The organism is Flavobacterium sp. FlaQc-47, assembly GCF_044006475.1.
Lineage (GTDB): Bacteria > Bacteroidota > Bacteroidia > Flavobacteriales > Flavobacteriaceae > Flavobacterium.
On sequence record NZ_JBIPCQ010000007.1, the window covers coordinates 106,435 to 130,818 of the forward strand.

The window sequence follows — 24,384 nt, forward strand, 5'->3', positions numbered from 1 at the left end:
ATGAATTATGCCGATTCCATTAGAATTGATATTTTAATTTGATAGTGAATTATTTGTCTAAAGTTTTAAGCGGGATGGTAGTATCCGAAATTGTTTTGTCTTTATTGTCTTTTACCAAAACATGAATTTCATTTAAATTCGGAATCCCGTTAAGTTCTGAAACCAGATTAACAAATCCTTTAATCTCTGCCGTTCCACCGGAAAACTCGCCTGAAATTACTTTGCTACCGGCTGTAATCGTGTAAAGCAATTTATTCACACCGGATTCATTGTTTTTTCTGGACATTCCAAGAAAATCTTTCTGACTAATCTGCAAAGGAAAAAAGGTAAAAACCGGTGGTGGTGGCGGTACAAAAGCTCCGGCAAATAGAACCTGATCCGGAGTTGTTCCTGCCCAATCATCTTTTACCATCAGGAAAACTAAATTTTCCATAACATAACCGTCCGGTGCATTATAATAGTCCTTTGGAACTAAATCTATTTTATAAAAACCGTTTCCTAAATCTTTCATTTTTGTTTTCGCCGCAATTTCAGGCAACCACGATTGGTATTCTTGTTTAAGATCCCAGTCGTTTAGTCCGCTGTGCATATGAACACTCGTTGCACCTGCAAATCCTGGAGCTAAATTGGCATTAAACAAAATACTTACACCTTTGTCAATTGTTGGCTTTGCAGGATAAGACCTGATGAGCTCGTTTGCCGTGTAAAATGTTGTAAAATCTGTATAGGGCATATTTCCCACTTCACTTTGTTTTGACCCGTTTTTATTTTTTAAACGGAACCAAAATCCTACACTCGCTGCAATTTCTGCCGGAGTTTTAGAAAAATATTCTGTTGGAGTCAAAGTAAAACTCCAGATTTTATCTTTTACGTGCGTTAGTTTGGCAAAGTCAGATGAGTTATCAAAATTTCCTGCATCCGGCTCAGATGGTGACCAGATCCACATATATAGATCTTCGTTCTCAGCAAACGTACTCGCTGACATATCAAAATACCACGTCACTTTTTCATCATATTTGTATACCACCGGAAACGATGACATAGCGCCCACAGCTCCCGCACTTTCTTGTGCCTGCATAAAATTAGGAGCCATAAAAAGGGCAAGTAAAACTGTATATATAAATTTTTTCATGTGTATATCATATTTGTTTTTTAAAGCAAATGGTATCGCCATCCTTTGTTCCGGTTTGTTATTTAGAAACATGGCGATTTCATATTACTTTTTAATTAATAGCATTTAATTTAAACACGTAAGACACAAATGGGCTTCCTCCGGAACTGCGAACCAACTGAATTTCCATTTCTTCGTTTTTCCCCGGAACCGATGTTAATCTGAGTTCATCTGTTTTTTGAGTTTTCTGAGCATCGCTATACAAATAAATCCTGATAGCATTTCCTGCTTTTGTGGGCTGAAAATCTGAGCTTAACTGCCAGAATCCTTTTGGGGCGAATAAAGGAGGAACATTGCCTGTGACTTCATAACTTGTTGGATTATTTTTTTCATCTACATTGAATTTGATTTTAAAATCCTCGTAGTTAAAATAAGTACTCAAGTTTTCTTCGCTTGGTTCGATCTTATTTGCCTTTGCAAATTCATCGACCATCTTCAAATTTGTTAATCCCCAATTTCCATTTACTTTCTCATAAATGGTAATTGGATCAACGTAGCTTCCGTCTTCTGTACTATCGCAGGAAATCGCAAATATGCACATCAAAACAGCTAACCAGTAAATACTTTTACTTCTCATAAATTTTGGTTTTTGTTAGTTTTTATTCTTCTAAAAGAACAGCACGAAACTAGATGTTAAATAAATCTAAAAAAAAACATCTGTGAAAAATCAAGATATAATTCGCCTTTTTAAAAGTTTAAAGAACTGAAAACCAATTTACTATTACGTTTTCGTAATTTAAAAAATCAAGGTTTTGTTGAGATGAAAATGACAATTAAATAATGGTTAAAATGACAATATCTAATATAAACGAGATTATTTTTTCACTATCTATATATTTGAATAGTTTTTATTGTATAATTGCAAGTCACTAGACCACTTTTAACATTCACAAACCATTTTCACGCTATAATTTCCTTTCCTTAATGTATATTACGAAAGAAGCTACCCAATATTTAAAAGTTGCCAATCATCAGCTCTTGAACTATTTTTGAATTAAAAACCGAATTAACCCACACTGAACTAAAACATTTTTTCTACCCTAACCAAACCAAAACATGCGAAGAATAGTAATTCTATATTTTTTCATTGCAGGTTTTTCACTCTCTGCAAAAGAGACAAATCCTGTTCTTGAAGAATTAGATAAAGTGCTCCTGAAAAAGGATATTTACTTAAAACAGAAGTATCGTAAAATTGAAACTTTAAAGAAAAACGTTTCCAAGTTTACTTTGAGCCAAAACAACGAACAGCTTTATGATAATTATATGTTGTTGTTTGAAGAATATAAATCTTTCAAATACGACTCGGCTTATTATTATTTAGAACAGGCAAAATTCAAAGCAATAGTGCTTAAAAAACCTGAATATTTATCTAAAAGCAGGATTAAAGAAGGTTTTGTGCTGCTTTCGTCCGGACTTTTTAAAGAAGCAATTGATACTTTGAATGTTATTGATGATAAAAAACTGGATCTCAAAAACAAATTCGAATTTTATTCCATCAAAGCACGCGCCTATTATGATCTTGCCGATTATAATAAAGACCAGCGTTTTAATATTCATTATGTGCAGCAGGGAAATCATTTCCTGCAAAAGGCACTAGAATTAATTGGTACAAATACAAACGAATATTGGGCAGCAGAAAGCTTAAAACGCCTTAAACAACAAGATTGGCGTGGTGCCGAATTTGCATTTAGTTACTGGATTAACAACTACAATTTACCGGCGGATTATTACGGAATCGCGACTTCTAGTTTAGGCTATATTTATTCTGAAAGAGGATATACAAAAAAGGCGATTCAGTATCTTGCTCTTGCGGCTATTGCCGATGTTAAAAATGCGACAAAGGAAACTGTTGCGCTTAGAAATTTAGCCAATGAACTTTTTAAAATGGGGTTTCTGGACAAGGCAAATGAGTATATTAATATTGCCATGGACGATGCGACCTTTTATAATGCAAGGCATCGTAAAATCGAAATTTCATCGATTTTACCTATTATAGAAAAGGCGCAATTGAACAATGTAAAGGAGAAAAATGATAAACTGGAAAGGATTATTATTCTATTGACGATTTTAACCTTGATTATTATTTTGTTTTCGATTATTATTTTCAAACAATTAAAGGAAAAAAATAAAGCCCGAAAAATAATGGCTTCGTCGTACGCGCAACTTCAGGAAATGAACATTAGTTTAAGCGAAGCGAATAAGATTAAAGAGGAATATATTACGTATTTTATTAAGGCAACTTCGGCTTTTATAAACAAAATAGATCATCTGCAAAAAAGCACGCTTCATAAAATCATTACCAAAAAAACAGATGAAGTTATCGCGAGTTTAAAGCGTTATAATGTAAAGGAAGAACGAGAAAATCTCTTTCATCAGTTTGATGAAATCTTCCTGAAATTATTCCCCACTTTTGTGACTGATTTTAATCATTTATTCCCAAACGATCATAAATGTGTCGTTAAAAAAGGAGAACTTTTAAATACCGAATTGCGCATTTTTGCTTTGTACAGATTAGGGATTCAGGATAGCAGCCAAATGGCAGAATTCCTGGAACTTTCTGTAGCTACAATCTATACGTATAAAACAAGAATCAAAAGCAAATCTGATTTTAAGGATACTTTTGAAGAGAAGATTATGGCGATTAAAACTATTTAAATTATTTTTTTGGCCGCGGATTTAAACGGATTGAACTGGTTTACACAGATTATTTTATTTAGCGTATTAAGTCAAAAGGTTTGCCACGAATTACACAAATTTTCGCTAATTTTTTATGCTGTAAATTGATAAAAAAGAACTCGTAAAAAACGATATAATTTTTTTTGCCCACGGATTGAGCGGATTAAACAGATTGAAACAGATTATTTTATGTAGAGTCTTAAGGTATGCCACGAATTACACAAATTTTCGCTAATTTTTTATGCTGTAAATTGATAAAAAAGAATTCGTGAAAAACGATATAATTTTTTTTGCCCACGGATTGAGCGGATTAAACGGGTTTACACAGATTTTTTAATGTGTGACATAAATCGCCACGAATTCACGAATTTTCGCATCCAGATTGTGGATAAATAATTCGTGAATTCGTGGATGTCATTTTTTATGTTTATTCTAAAATCAAATTTTTACGTTTCAATAGTCAGCTCCAGCGGGGGCGGTATGTTAATAGCAAAATTCATGCACAAGAGAGACAAAGCTCCAGCAGAGCGATATGTTTATAGCAAAATTTATGCGCGAAGAGAATCAAAGCTCCAGCGGCGCGGTATGTTTATAGCAAAATTCATACACAAGAGAGACAAAGCTCCAGCGGAGCGATATATTTGATGTCAGGGTATAAATTATGTCACCCCGCTGGGGTTTTATGGAATCGACATAAAATTTTCTATAAATATGGCGTCCCGATGGGACTTTAAAATACCAAAAGGGTCAAAAGCCACGAATTCACGAATTATTATTATTATTATTATTGACAATGAGTATTTGATTCGTGAATTCGTGGCTATCATTTTCAACCTTTATTCTGTTCCCATATTATACAATTTCTAATAATAAAATCTGTGATAATCCGTTTAATCCGCATAATCTGTGGACCATTTTATTCTGAAGATTCCAATTGCAGCACTACATTTTGATATCGCCTACTTAATGAAAACAACTGCTCCGCAAAAATCATTATAGCAAGCGGAACAAAGAAAAACGAAATTAGATTTTCCTGATATAAAAAGTAGGTTGTAAAAATGAAAATACGTCCATATTCAAGATAATAAATCCATTTTCGCTGTTCTAACAAAGCACCGCAATTGACTAATGTTATCAGGATAATTAATAATACAACAATCTTATCAACGACATTTAAGTAGTCAAAATAGTAGGTAAAAGCAGTTAGAAATAAAGTAGAAATTCCTAATTGTATATAGAGATAATTTTTAAACCGGAGCCTTTGATGCGGATTCGTTTTATCCTGTAAAAAACGTTTTTCTAATATGGGACGAATATCCTGATCCATGTGGGCGGGACTTCCAAAAACGGCTTTCCATTTGGCGCGAAAACCTACGGAGCGTTTCCATAATTCGTAAATTTCGAAGTAATAATGAAAATGCTGCCACAGGAAACTATAACTTTTTAACGGATGTGTTAATCCGTATTTTGGCTTTTCTTCCTCTGCCTGAAAAGTTCCAAAAAGCCGATCCCAAAAGGTGAACATATCACCGTAATTTTTATCCAGATATTTTTCGTCAGATGCATGATGAACACCGTGAACTGATGGCGTTACCAAAACATATTCAAGCCATTTTATCCGACCAATAACTTGTGTGTGCGTAAAAAACGAATAAGCGCCGTGAACAATCAACATTGTAATCACCATTGACGGATGAAAACCAACGAACGGAAGTACGCACCAAAAACCGGTTCTGACAATTGCCTGAAAAGTAGTAATCCTGGCTGCTGCGGTAAAATTAAATTCTTCACTATGATGATGTACAATATGCGCCGCCCAGAAAAAATTGACTTCATGTCCTAATCTATGGTACCAATACCAGACAAAATCAGTTGCAAGAATTAGGGCAAACCAAACAAAAACACTACTCGGAATATCAAAAATTCTATAGTTGTCATAAATCAAATAATACAATTGATAGAAACTTGCGGCAATAAATAAATTGATTAATCGCTCCGCAATACCAATGCTAATATTTGAAACCGAACTTTCATAATTAAAAATTTCCGGTCTCTTTTTGCGTTGCGCTATTTTATATTCTAAAAATAAGAATAGAAAAAAAGCGGGCATTGCAAAAGCTAGAAAATTAATATGTTCCATTTTAAAAATTACTTTTTTGATTATAAAAAACTCAAATACATTTTACTGTAAACACTGCAACAATTATTTTTAACACATAGAAAATGTATTTCTTTTTTGTATCCTTTATTTCTCATAAAATCTATGTTTCTATGTGTTTAATAATTTTTCACGTCATACAGCAAATTACTATAAACTTAAAACAAAGATATTTTCATCGATTAATACCTTCTCTTTTGAAAATAATAGTAATCAATGAAAACAGTCTTTGTATTCTAAAAACCTAATTTTTAATTCTGCTTAAATTTCGGTTCCTCTAATGCTACTTCTTTTACAGCCTGAGTATCGGCTACTTTTTGTAAAGCGATAATGTACGCGGCAATACGTGGCGTTACGTTGTGTTTTGCTGCAACTCTAAAAACAGTTTCAAAACCTTTTTCTAATATATCCTCCAAACGGGTATTAATCTGTTGAATTCTCCATGACTCTAAAAGGGAATTTTGAAGCCACTCAAAATAAGAAACCGTAACGCCTCCCGCATTGGCTAAAATATCAGGAACCACTAAAACATTGTTAGTATGCAATATCGCATCAGCATCTGATGAAACGGGTCCGTTTGCGCCTTCGACTATAATTTTTGCACGAATATCATTTGCATTTTTTTGTGTAATAACATCTTCTTTTGCAGCAGGAATTAATACATCAACTTCCAGCAATAATAAGTCTTCGTGTTTGATCGCAACTGAATTTGGATATCCTTTGATGCTTCTATTATTGAGATTATAATATAAAATCAGTTCCGGGATATTAAGTCCTTCCGGATTGTAAAAAGCTTCGGAAACATCACTAACAGCGACAACTTTTAATCCTTTTTCGAACAAAAACAAAGCCGAATGTAATCCTACGTTTCCAAAACCCTGAATCGCAACGGTAGATCTTGCAGGTCTTAGTTTTAATTTTTGAAGTGCCAATAATGTAATAATACTCACGCCTCTTCCTGTTGCTTCTACTCTGCCCAAAGATCCTCCTGAATGCAAATGTTTTCCGGTTACAACGGCATGAATTGTTTTGCCGTGAACTATTGAAAATTCATCCATTAGCCAGCCCATTTCGTCAGGACCAGTTCCCATATCCGGAGCAGGAACATCTTTTTCAGGTCCAAAAATATCTGCTAAAGCTTTTGTATACGCTCTGGTAATTTTTTCTAATTCGGTTTTAGAAAGTTTTCTGGGATCACAAATGATTCCGCCTTTTGCTCCTCCAAACGGAATTCCTGTTACGGCTGATTTCCAGGTCATCCAGGCAGCAAGTGCTTTTACTTCATCAAGATTTACGCCTGTATCATAACGAATTCCTCCTTTTGATGGTCCTAACGCCGTATTGTGAATAACACGATATCCTTCAAAATTTTGCTCTGTTCCGCTATCTAACGTGATAGAAAAATTAACGACGATCTGTTTTTCAGGTCGTTGTAGTTTTTGTCTGATCGATTCATTTAAATTTAGAATGTCAGCAGCAATATTGAAACGATCAATCATGGATTGAAAGGGATTCTGTTTAATTAATTCTGCACTCATGATATATATTTTTTTTAATTTGGGTTATTTGGTATCGTTTTTAAAAGCTCCTATTTCAAAAGCTGTTGTTTATTATAATTTACACCTGCAACATGGAATTTTCATTAAGCAGTATTGCATCATTATGTTGGTATTTCTGTTGGATCTCATTTCATTTATTTTTTACTATTTCTAAAAAAAGCCTTTCATGGTGCATGAAAGGCTAAAAAAAAAAATAACTAACAAGTACTTTCTCTATTAACGCCATCTCATCGCATAGTCCATCATGCAACACATCGTGAAGCTGCACATGAACGGGATGATATTTAGACTATAGTTTTTCATTGTTACTGCAAATCTATAAATATATTTCTTAAATTCTATAGAATTAGTAGAGTTTATTTTCAGTATAATAATAAGATAATGCAAAAACAGCTGTAAATTAACAGATTAAGACTTAAAAAAAATTATTTAAATTGCGAAATAACTATAAAAACAATAGAAATTAAGGCTAAAAAGATACCTATGAAATTAATTTTGGATAATTTTTCTTTAAAAAACAGCAAGCCAACGAGACTACCTAAAATGATTACTCCCATATTCATTCCGGCAAAAACCGTTGATGGATTTTCGGCGAAAGCCTTATGTGCTTTTAAGTAAAATAGAATATTTCCAAAATTAAAAATACCAACCAAAATTCCGAAAAGAATATTTTTAGGTTCTAATTTGGTTTTTTTAGTTGTCATTTCATAAATCGAAATTAAAATTGCAACCGCCAGAGAAATGCAAAAAACAACAAATAAAGACGTAGGATAAGGTAAAGTAGTATAAACTGCAATTTGCTTGAAGAGAATATCAATTACTCCAAAACCTATGAATACTGCAGTGGGAAAAAACCACTTGTTTTGGGTATTATCAGATTGTTTTCGCAGAATAAATAACAAAGCCAGAAATCCTATTAGAAGTCCAATAACTTTATACGAATTAAATTCTTCCTTGAAAATAAGCCAGGCAGCAATTATGGGTATAAATAGCGATAATCTTTGTGCTGCATCGGTTTTTACGATTCCCATATGTCTAATGGAAGCAACCAAAGACAAGAGTACAAAAGGTAATAAAACTCCGATTGCGATATAAATATTCCAGGGTGCATTTGGATTAACTTCTGCCAGATTAGGACTAAAAGTAAAGTAACAAAGCGCTAAAGCAGTTAGATAATTGATTGCAACAATCTGAATTGGATTGCTATTGTATTTACGGGTTATTTTGAAAATTACGCCAACAATTACACTACAAAAAATACTTAAAACAAGAAACAGCATAGGATAGAATTTTGAACAAAAATAGTATTTAAAGTCTTTTGGTTTTATTTTTTTTACTGCAAAACATGCAAAGTTTTTTATAGTAGAGGTGTTGACAAACACAAAGTTCACAAAGCTTGGTGTTAATCTAGCTTTGCAACTTTTTATTTCCTAAACTTACTATTGATAAAAATCTTTGCGTTCTTTGCGTTAAAATTCTAATTTTTAAATCTTTAAAAAAAATCAATCACTTTTAAGCCAGCCTGTAATACTCATTCTTGTATTTTGAGTTACTAGAACTTCATGCACTAATTCATTGCTTTTAAAGAATACCGTTTTGCCCTGAGTTGGTGCAATTTTCTGATTGTTGTTTTCCTGATGAATCATTAATTCGCCTCCGTCACTTTCCTGCCAATTACTGTTAAGATAACTAATCATGGAATATTTTCGGCTTGGATTGTTTTTGAACTGATCTAAATGTTTGAGATAAAAATCGCCCGTTTCGTATAACGAATAATGAAATTCATAACCGGTGATTCCGGTGTAACAACTTTCATTAAGGTAAATAATAAAGGCATCGATTTGAGCAAAGAACTCGTTTTCGAATACATCATTATGCTTTTTATCGAGCCAATAAATAGAATCGCTTCTGATGGCACCATCATAAGATAGTTTTTCTGAATTTCCAATTCCGGCAGCAAGCAATAAACTATTTTCGTTTAAATTAATCAGGTTTTGTTTTAGATGATTTGCTAATTGAGGGCTTAAAAAATCCTCTGATATACCCACTTTATTCTCAATATAACTCGAAATCAAATCTTCGAAACTATTTTCCATTTTTTTTTGGGAAAAACTGCAAATACAGCCAACGGAGCAAGGTAGACGAAATTAAACTGGTAATGGGGTTTTTAGTAACAATAAACCCGACAGGTTCTAAAACCTGTCGGGTTTGGTGCAATGTTGTCAAATCAAATCCGTTTTTATCAGCGTTTTTCACGAAGTAAATCTATTTTATCCGCGTCAAATTCAGACACTGATTTTACTGATTCGCTACAACATGTCGGATTTGACTAAGAAGGTGTTGAATTACAATTTACTGATATAACTTCCGTACATATCTTTAAACTGATGTCCTTGTGCAAAGCGGTCTTTGCTTAATTTTTTATATTCGACTAATCCCCATAAAATAAATTCCTTGAAAAAATATTGATCATTTTTATCTAACTGAGGTTGGTATTTTTTCAATATAATATCCAATGGCGTTACTTCGTCAAGGATTTTTTTATACTCTTCATCTGTAGCATCATCTAATAATTCGAAACCACTTTCAGCAAAAAACCATTCTATCAAATCTGAGTATGGTGTTTTTGCGTCTGGCTTTTCAAGCTTTTCTATTTTGGGCAAAAGTGTTGGAAACAACGTTTTAATTGCTGAACCTATTAAATTCTGTGCAACTGCAGCAGCCCCCTCCTGCTCTCCTTCGTAAACTAATTCTACTTTACCTGTAATCGCCGGAATAATTCCGATAAAATCAGACAAACGTAAAGTTGTTTTATCAACTCCTGATTTTAATGCACGACGTTCTGCGGTGCTCATTAAATTCTCAAAAGCTGTAATACTCATTCTGGCACTTACGCCGCTTTTATTATCGATGTATTCGCTGTCACGCGCTTCAAAACTTATTTGTTCTAAAATGTCTTTGGCTAAACCTGGCACATGAACTAATTTGTGTTGTGTTTCGTCTAACTTTGCTTCCTGTTCTGTAATTGTTCTTGCAATAGCGACAGTTTCAGGATAATGCGTCAGGATTTGAGATCCAATTCTATCTTTTAAAGGTGTTACAATACTTCCACGATTGGTATAATCTTCAGGATTAGCCGTGAATATAAATTGCATATCCAATGGCATTCTTAGTTTAAATCCTCTAATCTGGATATCGCCTTCCTGCAAAATATTAAACAAGGCAACCTGAATTCTTGCCTGTAAATCTGGTAATTCGTTGATTACAAAAATACAGCGATTCGCTCTGGGGATCATCCCGAAGTGAATTACGCGATCATCTGCATATGATAATTTTAAATTGGCTGCTTTTATTGGATCAACATCTCCAATTAAATCGGCAACGGTTACGTCCGGAGTGGCTAATTTCTCAAAGAAACGTTCGCTTCTGTGCAACCACGAGATTGGAGTTTCATCACCTTTTTCTACGATTAAATCTTTTGCAAAACGAGAAATTGGATTCAACGGATCATCATTAATTTCTGAGCCCGCTACAAACGGAATGTATTCATCTAACAACTCAACCATTTTACGTGCCAAACGTGTTTTTGCCTGTCCGCGCAATCCTAATAAGTTAATATTATGACGAGATAAAATAGCACGTTCCAACTCTGGAATTACAGTATTTTCGAAACCATGAACGCCTTCAAAAACGGGTTTTCCGGATTTGATTTTCTCACGTAGATTATTTCTTAATTCATCTTTGATACTTATAGTTTTATATCCAGCGGCTTTTAATTGACCTAATGTGTTTATGTTCTTTATTTCCATTTTATGAAATATATGTATGTTGTTATTTTATTGTTTTGTAAACGGTAAAAGATTGTGTCGTCTCTTTGTATGAGAGGCAGTGCGGTGCGCCTCTGTGATATGCGTTGTGTGTAAAAGCGCTTCGACTCCGCTCAGCGTGACAACTGAAAACTGAGACTAAAAACTATCTAACCCTTTTCTTCCTATTCGTCTCATAATCTTCAAAAATCATTTCGCCTAAACCTTTTAGTCCGGTGTAAAATGCTTTCCCCTGGTTGGCCTCGGTAAAATGATTGACAAAACGCTGCAAATACGGATCGTTTGCGATCATGAATGTCGTAATCGGAATATGTAATTTTCTAGCTTGTTGTGCTTGTGTGTAACATTTATCGACAATATATTCGTCAAGTCCATTACTGTTCATATAATACGAGCCATCGCGTTCGCGTACACAACTTGGTTTTCCGTCGGTGATCATGAAAATTTGTTTGTTCGTATTTCGCTTTCTGCGTAAAATATCCATTGCCAATTGCAAACCTGCAACTGTATTTGTATGATACGGACCAACTTGTAAATAAGGCAAATCCTTAATTGGGATTGTCCAGGCATCGTTACCAAAAACCAGAATATCAAGTGTATCTTTTGGATAACGTGTTGTGATCAATTCGGCTAAAGCCATCGCTACTTTTTTCGCAGGTGTGATTCGGTCCTCGCCGTACAAAATCATACTGTGGCTGATGTCGATCATTAAAACCGTACTCATTTGGGCTTTGAATTGGGTTTCTTCGACAACCAAGTCATTTTCGGTCAGCATGAAACTTTCTACACCGTTGTTGATTTGTGCATTTCGTAAACTTTCGGTCAATGAAATACGTTCTAATCCATCGCCAAAATTAAATCCGCGGAATTCTCCTGTGTGTTCATCACCATTTCCGGCATGTTTTGTTTTGTGATTTCCGTTTCCGGAACGTTTCAAGTTTCCGAAAATTTGGTCCAATGCTTGTTGACGAATGGCGCGTTCTGTTTTAGCAGTGATTCCGAAACCGCCGGTTCCATCCTCTTTAACCTCGTCTTTTATGTAACCTTTCTTTTTTAAATCTTCGATAAAATCATCGATTGTGTAGTTCTCGTCGGTCAGTTTATATTCTTTGTCCAACTCCCGAAGCCAGTCTATAGCTTCATCAAAATCGCCCGAAGTATGGGTGATTAGCTCTTTGAAAATGCCAAAAAGTTTTTCAAACGGAGACTGAAATGGGGCTTCGTACGTCTTAAAATAAAAACCTTTTTTAAATTCGTTTTTCATAATTCTAAAATTACGCTATTTTAGAATTATGAAAATAGAAACGTTTATTAATTTTTAGTTAAAGTATTTGAATTAAATTAACTGATATTGGCAAGAATAATATCGATTATTCAAACTTTCCGTCAACGTAATACCATGCATTATTTTCGAATCTAAAAGTCGAAAACTCGTAATGTATTCGAGGCTGATTATTTGAATCCAAAAAGTAGGCTTTAAACTCTACTGTAGTTTCGGATGAACTTAAAATCTCCAGTTTCTGCCATTTATTACTGGTTGCCCATTTTAATATTTCGGCTTTTGAGTAATATTTTCTTTCAGAAATATAGGTAGTTTCCATTAGATAATCCGCATTATGAGTGGCATACGCCGAATATCTCGAACGCATCAAACTTAAAGCTGTTGGTGCTTTCTGATTGTTTTCAAGATATAATCCACAGCAATCTTTAAACAACATGTCTGTATCACAAAAGCATTTATTCTCCATCAACCTGCTCTTCGCCGTTTATTTTAACATGCAATTGATTCAATAGAACCTGATATCTGCTGATTTCTCTTAAATCTTCATCTTCTTCTGCATGATCCAGTATTTCGTCCAATGTTTCGTTTACTTCAAGCAATTTGTTATTGGCTTCTCTATTGTTTTTTGCAGCGATTAAATCTATAATCTCCTGTACGCTTACTTTTAAATCTTCGAATTTCATATTTATTATTTTGTTATTTTTGTTTCAGGTTTCAGGTTTCAAGTTGCTGAGCATAACTTGAAACCTGAAACAAAGAAAACTTGAAACCTTTTTATTCCTGCGCTTTGTCTTCGTTGAACTTTTTGATAATTTCTTTTAGTTTTTCTTTACGTGCGACTTCAGCCTGTTTTACTTTGTTTTGGGCTTTGTGCAATTTGTCGTTGTGCTTTTTGATATTCCTCTCGTTGTTGCGTCCCATTATATTTCTCTTTTAATTTCGTCTAAAGTTTTGTCTGTATAAATCAGTTCGTTGATAATTTGCTTTCGTAAATCATCTATATCATCATAATCAAAATGTTTAGCCCATGATGTTAATTGCTGTAAATTCCTAATTTGTTTGATACGTTTTGTGGTTTCAAAACTGGTTCTTAAAACCGGTTTTCCATCGTACTGCGGATTCTTTTTATGCTGATACGTTACGGTATTATTTCCAAAATTGGCTTCTATGTAATATAGTTTTTCTTCGGCATTATCAGGATAAAACTCGTTCCAGTTGGCAAATCCTATTTTTGTTTTTGATTCGGTTTCCGGTTCACGTGCAACCAAACGCCATTTGCTGTTGGCAAGTCTTCCCCAGTGATTCGAAACACGGTACATTCCGGCTTCAGTATAATAATAGGTACTTCCGGCTTTGCTTTCAAACTGTTTCTTTAAACCTTCAATTTCATTTGAAAGTACTTCATTAAAAACACAAAATGTATTTTTGAAGGAATTAGGATGTGGCTTGAAATTTTTTTGCATGTGCAAATATACTGAGATTGTCAAGAACTCCCTAAAACAAACATAAATTGATTAACTTTGTACCTTTAATTTTAAAATAATAAAGTCATGTCTAAGGATTCACAAGAAAAAATGTTGCAAAAAGGGGTTTATACCGGCATCATGGAGAAAGATGAAAACAATAATTATTTTTGTGGTGAATATCTTTTAGATTATAAAATCGCACATGCTAATCACGCTGTGGGTGATTTGATTACCATTAAGTCGGTTATTGAAAATCCGAGTGATATTAGTTTTAATAAATATCCAAAGAAGTCTAAGAATTTTCATAAAGCGAATCAGAAGCCTGAGGATAAGTAAGATTTGTTTCAGGTTTCAGGTTTCAGGTTTGAAATTAGAGTTTAACCACTAAGAGCGCTAAGATTTTTCGCAAAGTTCGCAAAGCTTACTAACACAAAGCTTTGCGAACTTTTCTTTTTTATATAGACAGACTACTTAATTAAAAAACTTGCGTGCTTTGCGAAATTAAATTTTAAGCATTGTTAAACTTAGCATTGACAATTTCGCGCAAAGTCCCAGAGTCGCAAAGCTAGATTAATACAAAAATTTTAGATTAAGTACTTTTTAAAACTAAATATCTTGTAAAAACTAAAGCCCTAGCCCCGATAGAAGTGGAAATCCTTTTGTGATGGGGTTCAGCACAAAAGATTGGAACGGATAGCGGGAAATAGCTCATTATTATTCTAAACAAACAAGAAACCTTCTTCCCTGCATTCAGAATCAATATTTTAGATATTTTTCGAATATTTTTTACTTCAAAAGTAAAAAGTTAAAAAAAAGTGTACCTTTGCAAAAAATTTGTCTTTTTGAACAATTAATTTCAATTTCAAACTAATAGACAAGTAGTTACCTTATTTATGAAAAAAATAGTTGAATACCGCAAGTTACTAAACGTAGACAAAACTGCAGAGTTGAAAGATTTAAAAACGATCTATCGTAATGCGATGAAAGAATCTCATCCTGATAAATTTCAAGGTGATGATGCAGGTTTGAAAGAAGCAGAAGAGAAAAGTAAAGCTATAATTGAGGCATATCACTTTTTGGTAAGTATTAATCCTGAAACGATTAAAGCTAATTTACCGGAATATACAGAGACTATCGCAACTTCGGCAATTACTGATTATAAATTTGTTGAAGGCCGTTTAATCATCGATTTTTCTAACGGAAGTGTTTACGAATACATTAGTGTTCCTAAAGCTACTTACGTGAAAATGGTAAACGCTGATTCTCCTGGAAGATTCGCAAAAAGACACATTTTGAACTCTTTTACATGGAGAAAGAAAACGAATCAAGAATAGTTTTATACCAAAATATTTACAAAAGCACTCCTGTATAAGGGTGCTTTTTTTATGCGTATAAATTAGTAAATTATCTATTTATATTCATAATAACAATATAATTAAGAGTTTTAAATCAAATCACACCAACAAACACACTGATTAGATGCGAATTAGACTAAAAAAAACTATAACAAAATTTTAGGTTACAAAATTCTGTAAGTTTTATATTTTTAGATACTTTTGTTGCACAAATCAATTAACTAATTAATTTTTTATAATGAAAAAAATACTTTTTTTACTAACCGCTTCTGTAGCGATTATTTCATGCAGCAAAGTTAAAGACGGAGAATACCTAATTACTGGAACTGCAACAGGAATTGAAAACGGAAAAACAATCATTCTTCAAGGTCAGGATCCTACTACTAAAATGGCAGTATCTCTTGATACAGTAAAAGTTGAAAACGGTAAATTTGAAATAAAAGGAAAAGTAACTGAGCCGGCTTTTCATACATTAATCCTTCAAGGTGCTAACGGACCAATTCCTTTTATATTAGAAACTGGAGAAATTAATATTGCAATTGACAAAGATAGCATCCATAAATCTAAAGTTTCCGGAACTTATAACAATGATGAGTATGTGAAATTCAACGAGGATTTAACAAAAACTCAAAAAAGTTTAGTTGATTTCCAGAAAAAAAATACGCAGAAAATGCAACAAGCTCAACAAGCTCAGGATACTGCAACTATCAATGGTTTGATGAAACAATACATGACACTTCAAACTGAAGTTCAGGCTAACTCTAAAAAGAAATATTTAGCTTATGCTGAAAGTCATCCAAAAGCTTACATCTCTGCTTTGATTATTCAAAGTATGGTTGCTGATCCTACTGCTGATATCAAAAAGACTGAAAGCTTATACAATGCTTTAGATGAGTCTTTGAAAAACAGCACTCCAGGAAAAGAAATTAAAGCAAAACTAGGTCAAGCAAAAATGCCTGCAGTTGGTGCGTCAGCAGCTCCTGTTGGTAGCCCTAACTGAAGAGCAGATTTCTCAGCTCCTAATCCGGAAGGAAAAGTAGTTTCGCTTAAAGAAAGCTTAGGCAAAGTAACTATTGTAGATTTCTGGGCTTCATGGTGCGGACCATGCAGAAAGGAAAATCCTAATGTTGTAGCGATCTATAAAGAACTACACTCAAAAGGATTGAATATTATTGGTGTTTCATTAGATAAAGAAAAAAGCAAGTGGACAGAAGCTATCGCTAAAGATGGTTTAACATGGACTCATGTTTCGAACTTAAAATTTTGGGATGAACCTATTGCAAAACAATATGGAGTTGAATCTATTCCGGCAACTTTTATTCTTGACGCATCAGGAAAAGTTGTTGCTCAAGACTTAAGAGGTCCTGAATTAAAAGCAAAAATAGTAGAGCTTCTAGCTCAATAATATCAATTTTCAGAATATATAAAAAAATCTCCCTAGTGGAGATTTTTTTGTTTATTAACATTTATAAAAATTTATTTGATATACTTATAATCACAATTAAACACAAAGACACTTTTATGGGGGCTTTAAAGATTGAAAAATTAAAAAGTTAAAATAGTACCCGTCTTTTACCAGATAAAACTAAAAACAGCCTAAAAATAAGCTATTCTAACAATAATTTAATCCTGATGTAAATTTTTAATTTAAAAGTTTAAGATAATTCGATTTCAAAATAATATGAATTGATCATATTTTGTCAGCTATGTTTTTATTCTTGCACAAAAAAGTGGTTGATTTACGAGAAAGAAATCCTGCAATTTTAGAGTAAAATCACTTGAACTGACAAAAGAAAAATCCTACTTTTGAAAATAAATAAAAAAAAAGGCTATTGTATATTTTTTTATTTTATTCAATTCCAATGATTTAAAAATTAATTCAAAAATAACTTAAAATTAACTGCGATTTTTGTTTGTAAACATCAAAAACGTTTATATATTTGCAACCGCTTAGCAAAACAAAGCGCATTAATACAAGCTTCGGGGAGATACTCAAGCGGCCAACGAGGGCAGACTGTAAATCTGCTGTGAAAACTTCGCAGGTTCGAATCCTGCTCTCCCCACAAAAAGGGTAAAAGAAGTAAAAAGGTCACTTTTTCAATCTTTTCAAAAACCCATAAAAAACGTGGTAAAACCTGCAAATCCTAGGATTCGCAGGTTTTTTTATTTTATACTGCTTTTCAAATTTTTTAAAACCGCTCAAAATTTCTATGGCAAAATCGTGGCAAAAAATCCATGAGAAAATTTTGCCACAGATTTGCTACTGAACAATTGTAAACACAGGGATTAAGGAGGTTAACGACTTGTTTTTTTGATGCTGTAATTCTACATTTATTAATCTAAAAAACTGAATTATGTTAGAGAACAGTTTTGGGATGGCATTTTTTTTAAAAACCGCCCACAAAGGAAGTAAAATTAGAGCAGTTCACCTTAGAATAACCGTTGACGGAAATACTAAGGAAACATCAACAAAGCGAAAATGGGACGTCGAGCGATGGGACCAAAAAACAGAACGTGCAGTCGGCACTAAAGAAGATGCCAAATCTTTAAATTACTTTTTGGATTCATTGACTTTTAAGATTCATGAAATCAAAACAGAAATTCTAAACACTGGTAAACCATTAACTACTGAAAAAGTTATGGATTACGTATTAGGAAGAGTAACACCAAGAGTTAAAGTGTTGGAAGAATTTCAAAAGCACAATGACCAAATGACAGCACTTCTCGGTAAAGGATATGCCAGAGGTACTCTTCAACGATTTACCATTACCAAAAATCATTTAGCAGCTTTTATTAAATTTAAGTTTAAAAAAGATGACATGGAATTTGCGGATTTAAATCTTGAATTTGTAAAAGATTTTGAGTTCTACCTTAGAACAGTTCGAGATTGCAGCAATAACACTACGCTTAAGTACATAGCTAATTTCAAAAAAATAGTAATTCGTGCGATTGACAAGGAGATAATCCTAAAAGATCCTTTTAAAAACTTTAAAGGAAGAAAAACAAAGCTCGTAAAAAAACCTCTTTCAACTCAGGAATTATATGAATTGGAAAGACATTATTTTACCACAGACAGGCTCAATGTAGTGAGAGATGTATTTGTTTTCCAGTGCTACACTGGACTGGCGTACATTGACGCTTACCAGCTTAATAGGGCAGATATCAAAAACGGAATTGACGGAAACCTGTGGATAATGTCGGAAAGGCAGAAAACAAATTCGACCACGAATGTCCCGCTTCTACCTCAGGCACTTAAAATAATTGAGAAATATAAAGATCACCCGCTTTGTGTACAGCGTGGAACAGTGCTGCCAGTTTCTTCCAACCAGAAAATGAACGAGTATCTTAAGGAGATTGCAATTCTGTGTGGTTTTCCATTTACTCTTAATACGCATATGGCTAGAAGAACTTTTGGAAGCACCGTTACCTTAAACAATAATGTACCAATAAACGTTGTAAAAGAACTCCTCGGACATGCATCTGTTAAACAGACTGAAGCCTATGCTATAACCGAACAGGCTACAATAGGACGCGAGATGTCTTTGCTAAATAAAAAGCTGAATAAAACCTCAGCAAGAATGTCTAAACCAGACTTAGAGGTTCTAGACAGATTGGAAAAAGAAATACAAGCCATCAAAAAGAAGTACAATATTTCTTCTTGATAAATAATTTCAAAACGTTTTTAAACTTAAAAGAGGTTATTTCAAATATTTTGGGATAACCTTTTTTTAAAAAGTTTAACTGCACTTTTATAACCCGGATGATAACATGGGTTTTATTTAATATATCCCAAATGCTACAACTGCTTAAAGTACTTTTTATAAGTTGGCAGAATCATCACATGCGAAAACTTCATAATCTTACTGCCGCTGACTTGAATCCTCCTACCCTGCCCTTATTTGTACCCCAGGCATAAAATTGCTGCTAAAATTAAAAAATGCCGAACATTAAGGTAAGGATCACCACTATACATTGACATATAAATGATTTATTACTTTGCTATCCAAAGGTAAGATCAATTTTTCGGAATTGTCATGGACATAATATACCTTAATGTAGATCATTTGTAAATACACAGTTAGTTTTTCCTAATTTCACTAGCATCTTAAAACACTCGTAATAAGCAAATTATTTCAACTATTTAAAATAATTATAAATAACAATCAAAAACCATATTATTTGTAAGAATTTATTATTAATTTTGATCAGTGTTAAACACTCCTGATTTCATTATTCTATATAATATTGTACGCATGGCCAACGTAATCCAACAATAGAAACAGAAATCAGAGCAGGTTCACGATTTAAATATAATTAGTAATCCTCTGGAAATTTATGAAAAAAACAATACGTAAATCCATTACGTTCCTTGCACTGGGCACCGCAGTATTCTTTGCCTGCTGTCAGAATGATGAAATTGGAAAATTAGAACAGGATTCGGCCGTATCTGATGCAAGGGAATGGCTCGAAAGCAATCCCACTTCCCTAGAAGCCCTAAAATATGCAAAAACCATCAGCTGGGAAAATGCTATAATACTGCACAACAATGGAGAACAGGCAATTGAAGTGCCTCTGAAATTAGCGGAGGGAGCCACTGCCAATGTTGTGCAAGACGAAGATTTCAAAACCTACATGCGTCTACTGCTTATCAAAAATGCTGACAGTAGCTATAAGGTTTTCGCTATCGTCTACACCACAAAAGACAATGCTTTCAATAATGATGACAAAACCTTTGACATCCTTACTTTAGGTTCAAAATTTTCTGGATATATCACAATCCAAAAAAATGACAACAGCATTGCGTACTCAGCTGAATTTGATAACGGCGAATTCTCAGGCCTTCACAATTACAGTGCCGAACCAAGCACTACCAACAGACTGGTTTGCACCTATTATGTGACGGTTGGCCCTTACACAACCTGCAGCAATTGGGTATGGTATCCTGACTATACCTCGCTACCAGGAGGGAATCTTCCTCCAGGATACATGCCGGGAATATCTGGCCCGCTTTGGCCCAACGGCTATCCCTATCCCCCTATTGATCCCTGTGCAGCAGCAGTGAAAGCGAGCGGTGTGGCTGCAAATGCAGGATTTGCCAGCGCGAGAGATGCTGTTGCAGCTGCAGGTGCTGCTAACGGAAACGAACACAGTATCACTTTGGGAACACCGGGTGCATCCGGTACTTACACCAATTCGGCTATCAGAACTAACGGAAGTCCAAACGGCGTCTCGGTAAACGAAAGTCTTGCAGGAGCTTTTGCCGCAATCCACAACCATCCCAACAACACTGCATTGTCCTCAGGCGATATTTATGCCGCTGTGACCCTTAACACAAAAAATACTGCCTTCTCCACTTCATTTATAATTACTGGAGGGGAAACCTATGCTATAGTCGTTAACAATCTGGCACAAGCACAGGCTTTTGTAAAGCAGTTCCCCCCAGATTTATCGCCGAATTATCCGCCTGAATTTCCAGATGCTATATTTAATCCGATCTTCAATATAACTTCAGAAATTGGTAATTCTATTGATTCCAAGACAGCAGCCATCGGGTCGGTTCTGGATCAGAACAATGCAGGAATCACGCTAATGAAACTGGGGCCTGACGGCAAATTCGCCAGAATAAAAATACAGAAAAACCCAAATGGAACCTATTCCTATGTCCCATGCTAATAAAATAAAAAATATGAAAAACACAATCAGAATCATATCCCTTTTCGTGATCTTATTGAGCACAGGCTGCAAAGCTCAACAAATGGTACAAACTCCTTCCGATGCCTATAAATTAAAGACAAACGAGCAGCAGTTCATCAACAGGCCATTAAAAGACCTGCTAAAGGAAATAAAGCCGGAAATAAAACTGGTGACAGGAAATGTGGATTATCCATCTTTTTTCTCCTTCCGTTTCATAAGCAGGGAAGAATTGAGGAAAAAGACCGAAAGTGAAAATACCTTGGGATTATACGTTTACGTCAAGGAAACTATGGACTGGGATTTCGATAAAAGACCTCAAGGAAAAGAATTTGAATGGTCTAAGGAAGACCTTACAAAATATGGAAATCTTACCGTTACCCGAATTAAGGTAATCGGCAAGCCCTAATACAGATTTTTACAATAAAACCTCAATCCATTGCCTGGATTGAGGTTTTATGTATTATCCAATTGCTTTTATCACCAACTAAAATATTTGCAGGTGTTTTTTAAATTCACAGATAAATACGGCATGAAAAGAGACCGTATTAAATTTTCTGAAGTGTATTTTTGAAAATACGACCTGTCTAAAAAAAAGCCCCTTGGATTTGCCAGGAAAAATGGAGCTTTGGAAAAACTTACCTTCCATTCCATTTTTGTCGGCATGCTTATTTTTTGCAATCGAATTTAATTTATATGCAATTAAATAAGATCTTCCATTAAATCATTTTCTTACTAAAAAGAGATGCATCAGACAGATCATTGTCAATTGGGACGTAAGATATTACCAAAATTAATTTAATCTATAAATATCATGAAAAATGAAAAAATAGGAATTGGTATCCAGTATAATCACAGCATCATTGCACATAAACATTTCTTTGGAGGCTTTCTACAATAACATTGCTATTATTTTTCAAGCTTTTAAGGATAGATAAAAAAAACAGTAAAAACGATAAGATTAATCCAGCCGAATTAATCAGTGAAAGAGTTGTAAAGGAACTACTCAGGTATGCATCTGTTAAATTGAGGCATACGCAATTACCGAACAGGCTAAAATAGGACGCGAGATGTCTCTTTTAAACAAAAAACTGAATAAAGTCACACCTAAAATTTCAAAATCAGATTTAGCGTTTCTCAGCAGATTAGAGAAAGAAATTGAAGCAATTAAAAAGAAGTATAATGTAACTTCATCTTAAAGTTTGAATCCAACTTACAATTAAGTGTAAAAAAAATAGGTTACCTCAGAATTCTTGAGATAAGCTATTTTCATTTATTTCAACTTCACTTTTATAGCCTGGGTGATAGGACGCACTATATTTAATATAGCCTAACTCCTGAAGTTGTTTAAAATATTTATGATACGTGGGTAATGTATTAATGTGCGAGAGTTGCATAAGTTTACTTCGGCTGACTTTAATCCTCTTCGTCTCCCCTTGCCTAATACCCAAACTTAGAATTGCAGCTAAAAGAGCCAAATGCCAAACATTGAGTTTTGGATCATCCATGTAAATGGATAAGTGATCTATGATTTGTTCTTCAACTTTATTATTAGTTTGATTCATCTTTGAAAAGTTTTAGCAGATCTTCTTTATTATAATAGTAAGAGCCAAGAACCTTTTTAAATCGGACTTTCTGTGTCATTCTCATATTCTGAACTGAACCCGCTGAAATATCCAGCAGCTTTCGGACAGCTTTACTTTTTAACCACTCGGGATCCAATGATTCTTTTTGTTGAAAATTTATTTCTCTAAATATATCGTGTATCTTGTCCATTAATAGAAGACCAAACTGCCGTAGATCTTCCTTTGTTACAATTTCTTCCATGACAGGTCTTTATTTATCTTTATAAATGAAAATAGATGCTGCTTCTTCTATTTTTATTTTTGGTTGGGACATACAAGAGATATCCATAATTATCGAGTTCACGCATGCACTTATGATAGGTCTTCGGTGACATTATCTTAGCAATTTTTTGAATTTCTATGCTGTAGGCCTGAATTGGATTTACCATTCCCCTTTCTATCCAGAATTGAACTAGAGCAGCAAAAATTGCAATATGCGTACTTCCAATCCTAAAATCTTTTTCAATTGACTCAAAAAATCTTGATAATAGTTTTAAGCTTTCCATTATTTCCTTTTAAATACTTTTACCTTTACCTCTGGTGATTTTTAAGGGCTGTGATTCAACTTTCTTTCTCTGTAATTTTACAACTCCGTTCTTTACAGTGTCCTTCGGAGCGGCTAAAGTCATTTTCTTTAAACTTTCATTATAAATATTTAAAGATTTGTACTGGGGATTTGCCTCAATAAATACTTTTTGCTCCACGCCATCCCTTAATAGTAATGCTTCTTCCCTCCTGCCCTCTTTGAGTGAAATAATTAATGAGGTAAATCCTAACTGATCCGAAATCTTTAATGGCAGCTGCGATAAAGCCTTTTCTATATTATATCCATAGACCTCAGGAAACTCTTTTATTCGGTAATTACCATCGGCATCTCTATCATTAAAATCGAATTGTTTCCAGGTCCCATCAGTGAGCACTGCCCTTCCTGACAATAAATCATAAGACTGCTTTGCATTAAAAGTACTTACCTCATCAGCAGAAAAATAGTGATGCCTGTTTTCACTCGACTTTGATTTATCATGAAGACTGGTTTTAAAACCTTCAAATTGATAATAACCCAATTCATCTTTTTTAAATTGAATAGCGTGATCAATTCTTTCGTTTTCATTAAGATAATAAGAGACCGGAACAGTAAATTTTGTCTGCCCCAGTCTCATATAACGTTCTGCTTTATTAAGAGCATCATTAAATCCAGCCTGTTTCAGCTTAACTTTAAGAGATCTATTGCTTTTTAATTCAGCACTGATTAGAATTTTGGCATTTACTTTTTCAAAGATTAGTAAATTCATCAGTTTATAAAAAATCTGCCCAGATCTACTGGGGTAAACCAGCTTTATTAAATTACTCCGTTCATTTTTGATTATCTGCAAAGCAGAACGTTCTTCCAAGTGATTGTTCTTTCTATACTTTACCAGCATATTTTCACACCATTTCAATTTCTCTTTTAAAAGAGACTTCTCAATTAAGGGACTTGACTTAAACAATTTCCTAAGTCTGTCTTCTTTGGAATTCCATTCTAAAGCTTCAGTCTCTATTCTATTGACATGGTGAAAATCCATAACCATTAATTT

Annotated in this window: 24 protein-coding genes, 1 tRNA gene and 1 pseudogene; 10 read left to right on the forward strand and 16 right to left on the reverse strand. The window is 33.9% G+C overall.

What is annotated here, in order from left to right:
• Positions 1–49 precede the first annotated feature (49 nt).
• Together ACHRVX_RS20000 and ACHRVX_RS20005 are read right to left on the reverse strand one after the other, a co-directional pair.
• Positions 50–1,132, reverse strand: a complete 1,083-nt coding sequence (locus ACHRVX_RS20000) for a hypothetical protein (RefSeq protein ID WP_395335504.1) — start codon at positions 1,130–1,132, stop codon at positions 50–52.
• A 91-nt stretch (positions 1,133–1,223) separates the two neighbouring features.
• Complete coding sequence (locus ACHRVX_RS20005; protein WP_395335507.1) at positions 1,224–1,748, reverse strand: DUF5004 domain-containing protein; 525 nt, start codon at positions 1,746–1,748, stop codon at positions 1,224–1,226.
• A 479-nt stretch (positions 1,749–2,227) separates the two neighbouring features.
• Here ACHRVX_RS20005 and ACHRVX_RS20010 point away from each other — a divergent pair, with 479 nt between their 5' ends.
• On the forward strand, positions 2,228–3,826 hold the full coding sequence (locus ACHRVX_RS20010; protein WP_395335510.1) for a DUF6377 domain-containing protein: 1,599 nt from the start codon (positions 2,228–2,230) through the stop codon (positions 3,824–3,826).
• Between the two features lie 937 nt (positions 3,827–4,763).
• Here the strand turns inward: ACHRVX_RS20010 and ACHRVX_RS20015 are convergent.
• The 10 genes from ACHRVX_RS20015 to ACHRVX_RS20060 form a co-directional block, all read right to left on the reverse strand.
• Positions 4,764–5,987: a sterol desaturase family protein gene (locus tag ACHRVX_RS20015; RefSeq protein ID WP_395335512.1), complete on the reverse strand. Its 1,224-nt coding sequence runs from the start codon at positions 5,985–5,987 to the stop codon at positions 4,764–4,766.
• 269 nt (positions 5,988–6,256) lie between these two features.
• The gene (locus tag ACHRVX_RS20020) at positions 6,257–7,543 is read right to left on the reverse strand and encodes a Glu/Leu/Phe/Val dehydrogenase (protein ID WP_395335515.1); all 1,287 of its coding nucleotides are present in this window, start codon (positions 7,541–7,543) and stop codon (positions 6,257–6,259) included.
• A 446-nt stretch (positions 7,544–7,989) separates the two neighbouring features.
• Positions 7,990–8,844: an EamA family transporter gene (locus ACHRVX_RS20025; RefSeq protein ID WP_395335518.1), complete on the reverse strand. Its 855-nt coding sequence runs from the start codon at positions 8,842–8,844 to the stop codon at positions 7,990–7,992.
• A 222-nt stretch (positions 8,845–9,066) separates the two neighbouring features.
• Positions 9,067–9,660, reverse strand: coding sequence for a 2OG-Fe(II) oxygenase (locus ACHRVX_RS20030; protein ID WP_395335521.1), 594 nt, complete (start codon positions 9,658–9,660; stop codon positions 9,067–9,069).
• 249 nt (positions 9,661–9,909) lie between these two features.
• On the reverse strand, positions 9,910–11,373 hold the full coding sequence (locus ACHRVX_RS20035; RefSeq protein ID WP_395335524.1) for an AAA family ATPase: 1,464 nt from the start codon (positions 11,371–11,373) through the stop codon (positions 9,910–9,912).
• Between the two features lie 163 nt (positions 11,374–11,536).
• A complete protein-coding gene (locus ACHRVX_RS20040) occupies positions 11,537–12,655 on the reverse strand; it encodes a VWA domain-containing protein (protein ID WP_213306173.1) in 1,119 nt (372 codons plus the stop codon).
• Positions 12,656–12,761: 106 nt separating this feature from the next.
• Positions 12,762–13,139 carry a YchJ family protein gene (locus ACHRVX_RS20045; RefSeq protein WP_395335528.1) on the reverse strand — a complete coding sequence of 126 codons (378 nt, stop codon included), beginning with the start codon at positions 13,137–13,139 and terminating at the stop codon, positions 12,762–12,764.
• Positions 13,129–13,356: a hypothetical protein gene (locus tag ACHRVX_RS20050; RefSeq protein WP_395335530.1), complete on the reverse strand. Its 228-nt coding sequence runs from the start codon at positions 13,354–13,356 to the stop codon at positions 13,129–13,131. The genes ACHRVX_RS20045 and ACHRVX_RS20050 overlap by 11 nt, the downstream gene beginning before the upstream one ends.
• A 91-nt stretch (positions 13,357–13,447) precedes the next feature.
• Positions 13,448–13,594, reverse strand: coding sequence for a hypothetical protein (locus ACHRVX_RS20055; RefSeq protein WP_395335532.1), 147 nt, complete (start codon positions 13,592–13,594; stop codon positions 13,448–13,450).
• Complete coding sequence (locus ACHRVX_RS20060) at positions 13,594–14,136, reverse strand: hypothetical protein (protein ID WP_395335534.1); 543 nt, start codon at positions 14,134–14,136, stop codon at positions 13,594–13,596. Before ACHRVX_RS20060 ends, ACHRVX_RS20055 begins: the two co-directional genes overlap by 1 nt.
• Before the next feature lie 87 nt (positions 14,137–14,223).
• On the opposite strand from ACHRVX_RS20060, the gene ACHRVX_RS20065 reads away from it, so the two are divergent.
• From ACHRVX_RS20065 to ACHRVX_RS20105, 9 genes and pseudogenes are all read left to right on the forward strand, one after another.
• Positions 14,224–14,475 (forward strand): hypothetical protein, encoded by a 252-nt coding sequence (locus ACHRVX_RS20065; RefSeq protein WP_395335536.1) that lies wholly within the window; start codon positions 14,224–14,226, stop codon positions 14,473–14,475.
• 557 nt (positions 14,476–15,032) lie between these two features.
• Positions 15,033–15,473 (forward strand): KTSC domain-containing protein, encoded by a 441-nt coding sequence (locus tag ACHRVX_RS20070; RefSeq protein WP_213306159.1) that lies wholly within the window; start codon positions 15,033–15,035, stop codon positions 15,471–15,473.
• 259 nt (positions 15,474–15,732) lie between these two features.
• Positions 15,733–16,494 carry a DUF4369 domain-containing protein gene (locus ACHRVX_RS20075; RefSeq protein ID WP_395335538.1) on the forward strand — a complete coding sequence of 254 codons (762 nt, stop codon included), beginning with the start codon at positions 15,733–15,735 and terminating at the stop codon, positions 16,492–16,494.
• Positions 16,495–16,512: 18 nt separating this feature from the next.
• Positions 16,513–16,899: pseudogene (locus tag ACHRVX_RS20080) on the forward strand (peroxiredoxin family protein); the annotation flags it as partial.
• Positions 16,900–17,476: 577 nt separating this feature from the next.
• A tRNA-Tyr gene (locus tag ACHRVX_RS20085) sits at positions 17,477–17,557 on the forward strand.
• 291 nt (positions 17,558–17,848) lie between these two features.
• Positions 17,849–19,156: a site-specific integrase gene (locus ACHRVX_RS20090; RefSeq protein ID WP_395335541.1), complete on the forward strand. Its 1,308-nt coding sequence runs from the start codon at positions 17,849–17,851 to the stop codon at positions 19,154–19,156.
• A gap of 673 nt (positions 19,157–19,829) precedes the next feature.
• Positions 19,830–21,167 (forward strand): hypothetical protein, encoded by a 1,338-nt coding sequence (locus tag ACHRVX_RS20095; protein ID WP_395335543.1) that lies wholly within the window; start codon positions 19,830–19,832, stop codon positions 21,165–21,167.
• A 13-nt stretch (positions 21,168–21,180) separates the two neighbouring features.
• Positions 21,181–21,594: a hypothetical protein gene (locus ACHRVX_RS20100; RefSeq protein WP_395335546.1), complete on the forward strand. Its 414-nt coding sequence runs from the start codon at positions 21,181–21,183 to the stop codon at positions 21,592–21,594.
• A gap of 661 nt (positions 21,595–22,255) precedes the next feature.
• Positions 22,256–22,384 carry a hypothetical protein gene (locus tag ACHRVX_RS20105; protein WP_395335548.1) on the forward strand — a complete coding sequence of 43 codons (129 nt, stop codon included), beginning with the start codon at positions 22,256–22,258 and terminating at the stop codon, positions 22,382–22,384.
• 45 nt (positions 22,385–22,429) lie between these two features.
• Here ACHRVX_RS20105 and ACHRVX_RS20110 read toward each other — a convergent pair whose 3' ends face one another.
• From ACHRVX_RS20110 to ACHRVX_RS20125, 4 genes are read right to left on the reverse strand one after another with little or no spacing between them, the layout of a single operon-like run.
• Positions 22,430–22,750, reverse strand: coding sequence for a hypothetical protein (locus ACHRVX_RS20110; RefSeq protein WP_395335551.1), 321 nt, complete (start codon positions 22,748–22,750; stop codon positions 22,430–22,432).
• Positions 22,737–23,012 (reverse strand): DNA-binding protein, encoded by a 276-nt coding sequence (locus tag ACHRVX_RS20115; protein WP_395335553.1) that lies wholly within the window; start codon positions 23,010–23,012, stop codon positions 22,737–22,739. Before ACHRVX_RS20115 ends, ACHRVX_RS20110 begins: the two co-directional genes overlap by 14 nt.
• Before the next feature lie 19 nt (positions 23,013–23,031).
• Positions 23,032–23,316 (reverse strand): hypothetical protein, encoded by a 285-nt coding sequence (locus ACHRVX_RS20120; RefSeq protein ID WP_395335556.1) that lies wholly within the window; start codon positions 23,314–23,316, stop codon positions 23,032–23,034.
• Positions 23,317–23,325: 9 nt separating this feature from the next.
• On the reverse strand, positions 23,326–24,372 hold the full coding sequence (locus ACHRVX_RS20125; protein ID WP_395335558.1) for a hypothetical protein: 1,047 nt from the start codon (positions 24,370–24,372) through the stop codon (positions 23,326–23,328).
• Between the last annotated feature and the right edge of the window lie 12 nt (positions 24,373–24,384).